The organism is Nostoc sp. DSM 114167 (assembly GCF_052692655.1).
This window is the reverse complement of record NZ_CP195116.1, coordinates 95995-109078: the sequence shown is the minus strand read 5'-3', so window position 1 is coordinate 109078 and position 13084 is coordinate 95995. Positions and strand designations below refer to the sequence as shown.

Sequence of the window (13084 nt, the reverse complement as noted above, 5' to 3'; positions counted from 1 at the left end):
GTATGAAACCACCCTGCTTTCCAAGGGGGGATTAAGGGGGGTAATTCGACTTGTGGTACAACCAGAGAGGTTATTTTCCCTACTCTTCATTCCTTAAGACTGTGCGATCGCATTTACCAGTGGGAATCATAACAAACAGATTTACCACAGTAAATAACCAATGGCTTACCAAAATATTACAGGCTCTCTTTCCCCAGCAGATATCCAAGAAATTAAAGCAGCGTTTGCGACTATCCAAGCGAAGATGCCTTTTCTCGTAACCCTGAGTGTGGAAGAACGACGCAAGTTATTTAAGATGGGCGATAAAAGCCTAGCTTTCGTCAATACCAGCCTGACTGCGGCCCAGTCTAACCGAGATATTCTCCCAGCCAGCTTTGATGTCGATGAATTTGTGCGGGATTATCAATTAGCAATCACACTTACTGAGCTTTTGATTGGATTGCGACAACTGACAGAACAAGTAGATGATACTTTAATGGCAGTCGGCAGCGAAGCAATGGGCAGCAGTTTGACAGTTTATGATTATGTCAAGACTGCTGCAAAGAAAACTCCAGGGTTAAAAAGTCTTGCCGAACAGTTAGGCGATCGTTTTAAGGCTATTAAAAGCAAATCTGCTAAAACTGCTTCTAATTCATAAGCTGTAGTTCAACGCACAAGATAAGATCCCCGACTTTTTTGAAAAGTCGGGGATCTGGCATTTAAACGCAATTTTAATCTTGTAGTGCAATATGCAAATGAATAAGTCTTTGATACTCGTCGGCGAGCCTTTGATACTCGCGCGAGAGTCTTTAATACTCGTGGACGAGGCTTTGATACTCGTGAGCGAGTGTTTGATACTCGTGGATGAGTGTTTGATACTCGTGAGCGAGTCTTTTATACTCGTGAGCGAGTCTTTTATACTCGTGAATGAGTCTTTTATACTCGTGAATGAGTCTTTTATACTCGTGAATGAGTCTTTTATACTCGTGGACGAGTCTTTTATACTCGTGAATGCAGATTGCCTACTACTTGTTGATACCAAGTTGCATTCTCAATCAGGAATTACAGATTGCAAGGTTGTTATTATACTTATAACCGCGTGTAATTTGCCACCTTGCTCCAAACATGGTCACAACTCCCCGCCACCACAGCAAGCCTTCTCGCTTTATCCTTTATGCTTTAGCTTTTATCCTTTCTTTCCTTTTTTGTCTACCTTGGGTTAGCGCCAAAGAAACCCCCAAACCCAAACCCCAAGATTGGCAGATTAACGGTATAGTAGCAGCCCTTGACGACAGCTACGACAAAGTGAAGGGATATGCTTTGAACAAATTAGCTGCTTATGAGCTAAAAGACTTGAAAACCGTGGTTAAGAAACCGGAGGACATAGCACAGACAGTTGTCAAAATCCTCAAGGATGAAAAGGTTGACTCATATGTTCGTGGCAGGGCGGCAGAGGCATTGAGCAACTTCAAGCAGGCGGCGGCACAATACATCCCTGAAATCGCCAACATCCTCAAGGATGAAAAGGTTGACTCATATGTTCGTGGCAGGGCGGCAGAGGCATTGAGCAACTTCAAGCAGGCGGCGGCACAATACATCCCTGAAATCGCCAACATCCTCAAGGATGAAAAGGTTGACTCATATGTTCGTGGCAGGGCGGCAGAGGCATTGAGCAACTTCAAGCAGGCGGCGGCACAATACATCCCGGAAATCGCCAACATCCTCAAAGATGAAAAGGTTGACTCATATGTTCGTGGCAGGGCGGCAGAGGCATTGAGCAACTTCAAGCAGGCGGCGGCACAATACATCCCGGAAATCGCCAACATCCTCAAGGATGAAAAGGTTGACTCATATGTTCGTGGCAGGGCGGCAGAGGCATTGAGCAACTTCAAGCAGGCGGCGGCACAATACATCCCGGAAATCGCCAACATCCTCAAGGATGAAAAGGTTGACTTAAATGTTCGTCGCAGTGCGGCAGTGGCATTGGGCAACTTCGGGCAGGCGGCGGCACAATACATCCCGGAAATCCTCAAAATCCTCAAGGATGAAAAGGTTGACTTAAATGTTCGTGGCAGTGCGGCAGTGGCATTGAGCAACTTCGGGCAAGCGGCGGCTCAATACATCCCGGAAATCCTCAAATTCCTCAAGGATGAAAAGGTTGACTTAAATGTTCGTGGCAGTGCGGCAGAGGCATTGAGCAACTTCGGGCAAGCGGCGGCTCAATACATCCCGGAAATCCTCAAAATCCTCAAGGATAAAAAGGTTGACTCAAATGTTCGTCGCAGTGCGGCAGTGGCATTGAGCAACTTCGGGCAGGCGGCGGCTCAATACATCCCTGACATCACCAACATCCTCAAGGATGAAAAGGTTGACTCAGGAGTTCGTCGCAGTGCGGCAGTGGCATTGAGCAACTTCGGGCAGGCGGCGGCTCAATACATCCCGGAAATCCTCAAATTCCTCAAGGATGAAAAGGTTGCTTCAGATGTTCGTGGCAGTGCGGCAGTGGCATTAGCGAATATCAGAAAACTGGAGTTAAAGGAGGTTGTTGTAATTCTGAATAATGTTTATGAGCCTGGTAATTCAGAATACTTAAATTGGCGTTTTCTAACTTATTTCCTGGGCGGTGGCACTGAGGAAGTAAAAACTCTATTGAAATGGCTCGGCTCTCCTCAAGCAACTCCTGACAAACTCTCACACGATGAAGGCATCAAAATCCTCAACGTATTTCTGCAAACTTGGAATAACAGCCAAGGACTAGAACGCTTACGCAAGGACTTAGCCAAGCAAATTTCCGAAGTCGCCGCCAACAAAAATGTTTCTTGGAAATGGCAAGATATTAATTTACTGCAAAGCCATTACAGCAACCTTGAAAAAGCTAGTCCCACTGATGCGAATGCGGTGCAGTCAGTAATTAATCATCTGGAATATTGGCAGTGGTTTTTCAAAGCCAAAAACACCATCCTGATTCATGCTGCCTTTTGGCTTGCCCTCATCTTTGCCTACCCGAAATTTCCCCAAGTCCAAGCCATCTTCTTCTGGAACCCTTGGGTACGCCGAATCTTAGGCGTCGGCTATGTCGGCTTTCTCCTCACCTGGTTTCCCCCCTTCCGGCGCAAATTATTTGAACCATTCAAACCTTCCCTATTAGCCGATGCCGGCTTAGATAATTTTTCTGACCAATCATACTTCCCAGAATCTAAAGTCAAAGTTCCCACTTCAGGAGACATCCAGCCAATTACCGCAGCATTACCCAGTATTCAAGGACAAATTATCTTAGAAGGAGATTCCGGCTTAGGCAAGTCGATGTTTCTCCGCCATCTGTTGAAAAATCAAGAGCGCATTGTCGTTTATCTCCCCGCCCAGAAATGTCATAAAGGCGTAATTGAAGCCATCCAAGACAAGCTACACGGCCAAGCCCAAGATGCCGACTTCCTGAAAAACCTGATTTACAGTGGTGCGATAGATATCTGCATCGACGGACTCAACGAAGTCACCGCCGAAACCCGCGCCAAAATCTGCCAGTTTGTCGAAAGCTATTTCCGGGGCAACATTATTATGACTACCCAGCCCCTTGAGTGGACACCACCTTCAACAGCCAAGATATATAAATTGCAGCCCCTTGAGCAACAACAAATTCAAGAGTTTTTGATTTCCCGTCAGCCGCGACTACCCCAAGATGCCAAAATTCAAGGTGCTGATTACGCCAAAGCCTGCACCAATTATTTAACAGAAGTCTTCCAACAACAACAAGCCAAAGAAGAGTTAGATGCTATCCGCCGAATTCTTTCCAATCCAATGGATCTAACAGTGGTAGCGCTGATGTTATCACAAGGCAAACACCCTAACTTGTTTCACCTGCAACAACAGCAATACAATTTAATGGCGGCAGAATACCTCAAAGAATGGAATCAAGAATTTCCCTTAAAGAAATTCTCCGCCGCCGTCTACGAAATGCGACTCCAAGACAAACAAGCCTTACCCGCAGATGAATTTCACCAAGTCGCCATGTCTTTGTCAGACGAGAAATACAAAATGGTAGTCAGCCGTCAGTGGCAAGATGAAAAAGGCGAAGCCAAGAAAGAATGGTATTTCCGCCACGATAAAATCATGGATTTCTTCTTAGTGCAAAACTTTCTCGGCGAAACTGATGCCGCCGAAGGACTATTAGTTGATAGAATGGGCGATCCCCGATTTCGTGGCGTTTATTTCTTGCTAGCAACCTTACTTGAGATAGATGCAGCTAAAAAACTGCGAGAAGAATTGATTCAATACGCCGCCGATACTAAAGATAATACGGTGAGTAATACTTTCGTGCAGTTATTAAGAACTAGATAGTGCAATACGGTTGGCTTTGTGGAAATCTATTTGTTAAGGCAGGCTATTCTTGAGCAGGAAAGGCAAAGGCTACGGTGTATACACAAGTTTGAAATAGCATTACTTGGTTTTTCGCGTCAGTTTTACCCCCTGCTTTATAAGGCAATACGGTTCAGTTAACCCCAGAAACCTTAAACTATGTAGGTTGGGTTGAGGAACGAAACCCAACATTTGCGGGACTTTGTTGGGTTGCGCTTTGCTTAACCCAACCTACAATTTTTCTTAACTGAACTGTATTGCTTTATAAGGGGGGATTAAGGGGGGTAATTTGACTTGTGCGTACACCGTAGCTTTGTAGGAGAGAGAAATAGAACAGAGGTTTCAAATATCTTTAACAGGGCATCAAAGCATCAAACCTCCCTATTACTGCCATATCTTCTTCATCTAACTCCGCCGGAATTCCACTGCGAATCAATTCCGAAAAGTCTTCATTGGGAATCATCACAGTCAACGTGTACAAGCGAGTAGAACCAGTATTTTTAATCAAATGAGTACCAGTGGGAGGGACTAATAAACTATCTCCAGCTTTGATTGTGGCACTCTTGCCGTCACATATAGCGATCGCTTCTCCTTTGAGAACAAAAAACATTTCCACCGCCCACTGATGGCGATTTGGGGGTGTTTGCCCACCAACATCAAAAATTTCTATGCAGCAAGTCAAAGAAGTATTAGCATTTGTCGAATCGAAAATAATTGCTAATCGATTAGAGGCGTCGGGACTGATGCGATATACTTGGTAATCTTTGCTAGATTTGATCACCGGAATTACACAACGAGTAGCGTACATTTATTTATCCCCTCTGAAGTTATCGATGGGTATGAAAATTTCTAAAATCTGAGTACTGAATATTGAGTCATTAGTTGTATCTCTAAATCACAAACCCGCTAATTACTCCTAACTCCTAACTCCTAACTCCTCACTCCTCACTCTTTTGCAGCGCTGTTAAAATTTCTTGCGAGTCAGTGACAAAACCGAAGCATTGTTTGACATTGTACAACGTCGCCTGCCAACAATATTCAGGAGAAGTTGTGGCGGTGCAATCTTTAACCAATATGCAGTCATATCCTAAGAAGTTGGCATCACATAAGGTAGTCAGCACACATTGATCGGCATTAACACCAGCAAAAAATAATGTTGTTCTGCCCAAATTCCGCAAGATACTATCTAAGGGTGTATCCCAAAACCCACTCATGCGGTATTTATCCACACGAATATCTTCGGGTATCTGTTCTAGCTCGTCTACTACTGCCGCAGCCCAACTACCTGCCATAAGTACTCTAGCACCATTGCTTGGTAGTGGATCGCCCAATCCCACACCTTCCCCTGTAGGATTATAGACGTGGCGCGAACTAGCACTAATATTGAGCAAGTCGGGACGATTACCCCAATTTATCCAAATGACTGGAACGCCAACCTCACGCAGTTCTGGAAGTAAGTTGTTCAAAGGTTCAATAGGCTGACGCGCTGGAGTTACGTCTACACCGATATGCGCTAACCAGCCATCAGGGTGACAGAAGTCGTTTTGCATATCAATGACGAGGATAGCAGTTTTTGCCAAGTCTAGGCGCAGGGTTTTAGTTTCTGTTGATAAGATAATCGGTTGTGGGGTCTTTTGAGGACGAGTGATATCTGCGATCGCATTATTCACTGTCCACGCATTTGGTGCAACTCCCAATGTCCGCAATGGTAAATTCATAAAATTCCAGTACCCAACACCATTTTCTATTTTGTAACTTGAAATTCAAGTCAAAATACAATTACTTAATCAAGGTTAAATATGGTGAACTACCTACACTTCCCTGACAAGTAAGTGTAGGCTTCCCAATTCATTGGAGATTGGTGGGAGTTAGCCCCTTATCACCCCCTTAATTCAAGATGAATCTCTCACCGCAGGTATGGCATCTGGGGAATCAACCCAATATCATCTCGACGCAAATCTTGCTGATAATTATAATGTTGCAGTTAATGTGTATTTGGTAACTCTTTTCTGGAACAGTATAGAGCGTGAAGTTGTAGTACTGGGGATGGATCGTCGTTCGCTCATTGGAAGGGCACTACTTGAGGATTCTCATCTCAGCATAGACTTCTGTGACGAATATCTTATAGTCCTGAGTAAAACCTAATTAAATCAAAGTTGACTAATTATGAATAAAATAAACCAGCAACCACCAGGAAGCGATTCTAGCAAAAAAGAAGATAAAAATCGTAAAAATTGGTGGATTGAAATTGTTTCAGTAGCAGCAGTATGTTATCTGATATTCAGCCTAGTTAGCCCAATATTTATCGAACAAGGAAAACAACCAAGAAAGATAGAAGCTCCCGATCTTATACTCATTGCCATTGTTTTGTTGTTCAACTCTGGTTTGCTCAATCGACTAGAGGATTTTGGCATTTCTAAAGATGGTGGGTTTACAGCTAAGTTCAAGGAATTAAAACAAGAGGTTAATGAACAGAAAAAACAAATTGATGAACTTCAAGCACAACAGCTAGAACAACTAGGAAAACAGCAGAAAAATTTAGAACAAACACAAGCTTTTATGTTTGGTTTTTTGCTTGCCCAGAAGGATTATGAGAAAATCGATCAGCTTTATAAGCATTCTAAAGCAAAAACGAGTTATGACTTTTATGTATCAAACAATGTAGGTGATGAGTTAAGGCGGTTACGAGATTTTAAATTAATTAAAACGAACTCTGGTTATATCAGTGATGTGGTTAAAGCAAGTAATTATGGTAAAAACTCAATCGATTTAACTAAATATTTTCATGTTACAGATTTGGGCGAACAGTTTTTGTTAACCCGTGAAGCGCTACAGTCTAACAGCCAGCAAGAAATTAAAAATGCTCAGGAAACTCCAAAATAGACTTCTTGCAAAAGTCGGGGTAAAGGGGAAGGGGAAAAGGGTAAAAGAGTAAAGAAATTCAAAACCTTTTCCCTCTTCCCTCTCTTGCAAAAATATATTTTTGCAAGAGGTCTAATATTTCTATCACCAGTTATCTTGGTCGTTATGTTGTTGTTGGCTACCCACGCCAAGAGGGGTAATTTTAGATCGGAATTTGAATCACAAATTCTGTACCCTCTCCCTGTACGGAATTAACCTCCAGAGTACCGCCATGTTTTTCTACAATTATTTGTCGGGCGATCGCTAATCCTAATCCTGTACCTTTACCGACAGATTTAGTTGTAAATAAATGGTCAAAAATCTTTTGTTTGACTTCATCAGACATTCCCATCCCATTATCTTGAATGTAAATTAAAACTCGCTCTTTGTCTTCACTCAAACAAGTTTTAATCTCAATTTTATTATTAATTTCGTGAAAATCATGTCCAATATTGGACTCCTCCAAAGCATCAATGGCATTTGCCAATAAATTCATAAATACTTGATTAAGTTGTCCAGGAAAACATTTGACTAAAGATATATCCCCGTATTTTTTCACTACTTTAATATCTGGATGTAGTTCGGATGCTTTTAAGCGATGCTTCAGAATTAAAATTGCACTGTCGATCCCATCGTGAATATTAAAAGCAACTTTGTTTTCTGTATCTGCTCTAGAAAAGGTTCGCAAACTATTGCTAATACTCCGAATTCTATCGATACCTAATTTCATCGAAGAAATCATTTTTGGCAAATCTTCTCGGATATATTCTAGGTCAATTTCGGCAATTTTTTCTTCAATTTCTACACCCGGATTTGGAAACTTTTCTTGATAAAGCTCGATGAGGTTAAATAAATCTTCAACCAAATCAACAGCAGGTTGAATATTACCTGCAATAAAGCCTACAGGATTGTTGATTTCGTGGGCTACACCTGCAACTAAATTACCTAATGCTGACATTTTCTCACTTTGCACCAGTTGTAGTTGCATTTGTTTTAAATCTGTAAGTGAGTGTTCTAATTGTTGGGCATTTTCTTGCGATCGCTGATAAAAAGAAGCATTTTCTAAAGATATGGCAGCTTGCGAACACAATAGGTTGATTACTTGGAGTCTATCATGGGTAAATACTCCAGCAATGAGATTATTTTCTAAGTAAAGGATGCCAATTAACTTCCCTTGATGGAGAATGGGGGTACACAGTAAACTCTTGGGTTGTTGTCTGATAATGTAGGAGTCAGAGGTGAAGGAATTGTTCGCAGTTGCATCATCAATTACCAATGTTTCTAAGGTGCGTTTGACATAGTTAATTGCAGTTAGAGGGATATCTTCGCTAAACTCAATAGGAACAGATTGCAAAATAATTGGCACTTTCTGGAATGTTGCGTAGGCGTAGCCCGTCGTAGACATCGCTTCAATCGTCCAAATATTATCTTTAAGTAAAATTAAAGCAGATTTTTTCGCTCCGGTATTCTCCATCACCACTTGCATTAGTGTAGAGAGCAACTTCTCTAAATGAATTTCGCTAGATAGTGCTTGAGAGGCTTTAAGAACACTTGCTAAATCTAAAGCTTCGGAAATGCTGGCACTGCTAGATGAAATTGTCGTATCAGCAGCCAAAGTAGACAGGGACATGTTATAAAAACTGGATGCTGGTTCCGTAGGATTGAAACGAATTTTTTCCCATTGGAGAATCTGGGCGAGTAATTGAGGATAACGTTTTTCTAAATCATAGACTTTGGCTTTAGCGCCCCAACGAACATAGCAGTAGTAAGCATTTGTCAAATAGGTTTGGGCAATTTGTTCTTTACCCCATGTTAAATAAAATTTGGCAGCGAGTTCGTTAGCTAGAGCTTCTTCTTGGATATATTCATTTTCTTTAGCTCCTTGAATGGCGCGATTATACATTTCCATTGCTTGAATATATTCGCCAAGAATACGATAGCGTTCAGCCTCCACTAAATGAAACTTATGTAAATGATTCATCGGCGCATGATGCGCCCAGTTCTGCATTTTTTCCTGATTAGCTGTAACCCTTTTAAGGATGAATGCTTGCTTATCTTCAGAAGCATCAGAATATACGGCTAATTGGCTCAGAGAATCATAGAAATGAAATATAGCGAAAATAATACTTCCAAGAAGACTTTCTAAATAATTCTGTACTAAATCAGCATTTTCAATAGCCTGAGTATACTCAGCAAATAAATAACAGAGAAGCAATTTATTAAAATACAACGAACAAATCATAGTTTGGTCGTTGCTTTGGAGATGAAGCGGCAACATGGTTTCTTCATTGTAAGCATCACCGATTAAGCGGCAAGGGTTTTGATTTTTTGAAAGTAAGTTAAGCACTACTTGCCGATAGAGTTCATTTTTATGTAAAGATGGTTCTTGACGAATTTGTGCGAGTCCTTGACTATAATTTCCTATTTCCTGTGCTAGAGAAGATAATTCTTTACCAGCAAAATATGAACTCAAGGAATAATTACATACACAGTAACCTGCAAATTCTAAATCTCCTATTTCTACTCCGCTATAATAAGCTGATTGTATAGGAAGTAAAAGTTCATTAAGATGCTTCTTCCAATGATTCAAACAGCCATAAACAATCATATATGTTTTAGCAATGAATTCTTTAGCATTTAATTTATCTAATAGTTTTAGACTGAGTTGACCGAATTGATAACCTGAATCAATATCTCCTACAATCCCGACAAGAATCAGCCCATAAGATGAATATCCATAAAGCGAATTAGCAGTATTTCCATAATTTAGGGATAAATTAACCTGTTCAAATAATATTAAAGGATAGAGTTCTGGGATAACTAGATAAGCAGCAGCAGCAATATTTGTCAAAATATTCATGGCTGCTAACTTATCTGGCTCAGTCATTAATTTTAACTCTAGTAAGCTTTCAATAGTTTTTCCCTCTAAAGCTAATTGTGTCTCCTGTAGTCCACGGTTAATATCTTCTGCTGTTGGCTGTTCTGGCAGTTCTATTCCCAATATTTTGAGAATATGGAGTCCCGTTTTTATAGCTTCCCACATTCTGTTTTGTGCTACCTGAGATAAGATTCTGACTTCGTAGGCTTTGACTCGATTGATCGGTGTTTTGCCATGTTGTAATATTACTTGTATAGATTGTTCTGTCTGTTCAAAATCACCGTTAAGATGGGCGACTTCGGCAGAGGTTGAGTACAGTGTTAAAGCCAACTCATACTGATGTTGCCAACAATCTTCTGTGAGTAACTTAATTCCAAAATTTGTGTATTCTACAGCAGCTTCATAAGCAGTCGAAATTTTGGCTTTATGACTTGCAGTTAGGTTTAATTTTGCCAGTTCTTCTCGTTCCTCTGGTTGAGTAATTAATTCAACTCCTAAGTTTAACTGATTGACTAATTTAAACAAATGTTCTTCGCGTTCTTCAAGCGAGATATTCCTCAACATTAATCGCCCAATTTTGAGGTGTACTGTCTGCTTTTGATTTTCAGGAATTAGAGAATAAGCAGCTTGTTGAACGCGGTCGTGCAAAAACTTGTAGGAGCAGGAAGTAGAATCGAGCATTGAAGAATCAGAAGTAATTATAGATTCTTCTGATTCCTGTTGATAAAACTTGTAAACTTCAGTTGTGGGTATGACCAAACCTTCTTGCAAAGCTTTCCATAAGTCTGCTGCTGTCTCTGCTAAAGATTTTTCATAGACAATTGCGAGAGTTGCTAGGTCAAACTGATTATCAATAGAAGCTGCAAGCTGCAAAACTTTTTGAGTTGCTTCTGGTAACTTCTGTAACTGAAGCACCATAAACTCTACCACATCCTCAGTAAATGCTAATCCTCTAACCCGAGCAAGATCGCATTGCCAATGACCGATATCAAAGTTATAGTTAATTAACTTATCTTCGTGCAGAAACTTGAGAAACTGATTTGTAAATAAAGGGTTGCCTTGAGTTTTTTGATATACTAAGTCTGTGAGAGGTAGAGCAACCTCTAAGTTAGATTTTAGAGTATCAGTAATTATATGATTTAAATCTGTATGATTGAGAGAGGCTAAAGTAATAGTATGAAGATTCGCACCATTTTTATGAATTTCTCCTAAGGTTAACATCAAGGGATGTGCTGGATATACTTCATTGTCTCGATAAGCACCAATAACTAACATATAGTGAATTTCGGTTTCACTAATTAGTAATTGCATAAACTTTAGAGATGCTGAATCTGCCCATTGTAAATCATCCAAAAATATGACTAATGGATGTTCTTTGGTTGTGAAAACCTGGAGAAATTTTTTAAACAGTAAATTGAAGCGATTTTGTCCAGCATTACCTGAAAGTTCGGGTACTGGTGCTTGTTGTCCAATAATTTTTTCTAGTTCGGGAATAACTTCGATAATTACTTGAGCATTCTCACCCAAAGCTGTCAAAATTTTAGCTTTCCATTGTTCGAGTTGGGCATCGGTTTCACTCAGTAATTGCCCCATCAAATCTCGAAATGCTTGGACGAAAGCTTTTAAAGGAATATTGCGTTGAAATTGATCGTATTTTCCTTTGATAAAATAACCCCGTTGTCGCACAATTGGTTTATGGACTTCGTTAACAACGGCAGTTTTCCCAATACCAGAGAAACCTGCTACTAAAATCATTTCAGTGTTTCCCTGTGCGACTCTATCAAATGCTGCGAGTAAGCTTTCTACTTCTGTTTGCCGTCCATAGAGTTTTTCTGGGATGATGAAGCGATCGCAAATATCCCGCACTCCTAACTCAAAGACATCAATCCTGCCAGTTTCTCGCCACTGACGCCAGCAAATTTCTAAGTCATACTTCAACCCCAATGTACTCTGATAACGGTCTTCGGCATTTTTCGCCATCAGTTTGCCGATAATTTCCGACAGAATTGGGGGAATCTCAGGATTCAGGCTATGCACCTGTGGAGGAAGCTTTGCCAAATGACAATACACCAACTCCATTGGTTCATCAGATTTGAAAGGTAACTGTCCGGTGAGGAGTTCAAAAAAAGTGACACCCAAGGAATAAAAGTCGCTGCGGTAGTCAATTCCCCGGTTCATTCGTCCGGTTTGTTCGGGAGAGATGTATGCTAACGTCCCTTCTAGAATATTTGGATTAGTGAGGGTTTGCGTTTCTCTGGAAAGTAGGGAGGCAATACTAAAATCGATTAGTCTTATATCTTTTGTGGCGGGGTTAATCAAAATGTTGGCGGGTTTGATGTCTTTGTGAATCACTCGGTTGTGATAAAGTCCATCAAGAATGGAGACAATTTGCAAAGCAATGTGAAAAAATGTCTGCAATCCATCAGCAGTTCTCCCCATTCCCCCATCTCCCCACCTCGCCATCTCTTCTTGGAGAGATATCTCGCCCAAATCTTCCATAACTAAGGCATAGCTGTTTTGATAGTTCTCCAAGCTATAGGTTTTGATAATCCCATCAATATCTAGGTTTTTGGCAATGGTGTACTGATTGCGGAACCGCACGAGTTCATAAAATGTGGGATACTCACGCCGCAACAGTTTAATCACTACTGGTTTTTTATCTGATTCTCTAATGCCGCGATGCACTAGGGTTTTAGATCCCGAATAAATTAGTTCATTTATTTGATAACCGGTTAGTGCCACCATAGTTTTCTTTTCCTAGAAGATTAATTTTTCCTGATTACATTGGTTGTTCCTATTAATACAAATGTGCTTCAGGTTTGGGAAGACTGTTTTGTAAAAAGATATGAATATGCGTAGGCGTAGCCCGTCGTAGACATCGCTAAATTCTTATTTACAGCAGCAAAACTCTAGTAATTGACTACAAAACCCCAAAAGAAGGCAGATTTTGTGTATGCTCTGTGACTAAGAGCC

The 13084-nt window shown here is 40.8% G+C and carries 6 protein-coding genes; 3 read left to right on the top strand and 3 right to left on the bottom strand.

Annotation, left to right across the window (positions count from 1 at the left end):
* Positions 1 to 160: 160 nt before the first annotated feature.
* Together NSTC731_RS00505 and NSTC731_RS00500 are read left to right on the top strand one after the other, a co-directional pair.
* Complete coding sequence (locus NSTC731_RS00505) at positions 161 to 637, top strand: hypothetical protein (protein ID WP_335008547.1); 477 nt, start codon at positions 161 to 163, stop codon at positions 635 to 637.
* 467 nt (positions 638 to 1104) lie between these two features.
* Positions 1105 to 4314, top strand: a complete 3210-nt coding sequence (locus NSTC731_RS00500) for a HEAT repeat domain-containing protein (protein WP_445629135.1) — start codon at positions 1105 to 1107, stop codon at positions 4312 to 4314.
* Positions 4315 to 4684: 370 nt separating this feature from the next.
* Here the strand turns inward: NSTC731_RS00500 and NSTC731_RS00495 are convergent, their stop codons facing one another.
* The gene (locus NSTC731_RS00495; protein ID WP_194042486.1) at positions 4685 to 5140 is read right to left on the bottom strand and encodes a cupin domain-containing protein; all 456 of its coding nucleotides are present in this window, start codon (positions 5138 to 5140) and stop codon (positions 4685 to 4687) included.
* A gap of 130 nt (positions 5141 to 5270) precedes the next feature.
* Positions 5271 to 6050: a cysteine hydrolase family protein gene (locus NSTC731_RS00490; protein WP_445629134.1), complete on the bottom strand. Its 780-nt coding sequence runs from the start codon at positions 6048 to 6050 to the stop codon at positions 5271 to 5273.
* A 448-nt stretch (positions 6051 to 6498) separates the two neighbouring features.
* Here NSTC731_RS00490 and NSTC731_RS00485 point away from each other — a divergent pair, with 448 nt between their 5' ends.
* On the top strand, positions 6499 to 7215 hold the full coding sequence (locus NSTC731_RS00485) for a hypothetical protein (RefSeq protein WP_445629133.1): 717 nt from the start codon (positions 6499 to 6501) through the stop codon (positions 7213 to 7215).
* A gap of 181 nt (positions 7216 to 7396) precedes the next feature.
* On the opposite strand, the gene NSTC731_RS00480 is transcribed toward NSTC731_RS00485, so the two are convergent.
* Positions 7397 to 12856, bottom strand: coding sequence for a trifunctional serine/threonine-protein kinase/ATP-binding protein/sensor histidine kinase (locus tag NSTC731_RS00480; protein ID WP_445629132.1), 5460 nt, complete (start codon positions 12854 to 12856; stop codon positions 7397 to 7399).
* Positions 12857 to 13084: the final 228 nt, after the last annotated feature.

Coding starts and splice junctions, on each gene's coding strand:
- NSTC731_RS00505 (WP_335008547.1), top strand. CDS start 161: ATGGCTTACCAAAATATTACAGGCTCTCTTTCCCCAGCAGATATCCAA.
- NSTC731_RS00495 (WP_194042486.1), bottom strand. CDS start 5,140: ATGTACGCTACTCGTTGTGTAATTCCGGTGATCAAATCTAGCAAAGAT.
- NSTC731_RS00480 (WP_445629132.1), bottom strand. CDS start 12,856: ATGGTGGCACTAACCGGTTATCAAATAAATGAACTAATTTATTCGGGA.
- NSTC731_RS00490 (WP_445629134.1), bottom strand. CDS start 6,050: ATGAATTTACCATTGCGGACATTGGGAGTTGCACCAAATGCGTGGACA.
- NSTC731_RS00485 (WP_445629133.1), top strand. CDS start 6,499: ATGAATAAAATAAACCAGCAACCACCAGGAAGCGATTCTAGCAAAAAA.
- NSTC731_RS00500 (WP_445629135.1), top strand. CDS start 1,105: ATGGTCACAACTCCCCGCCACCACAGCAAGCCTTCTCGCTTTATCCTT.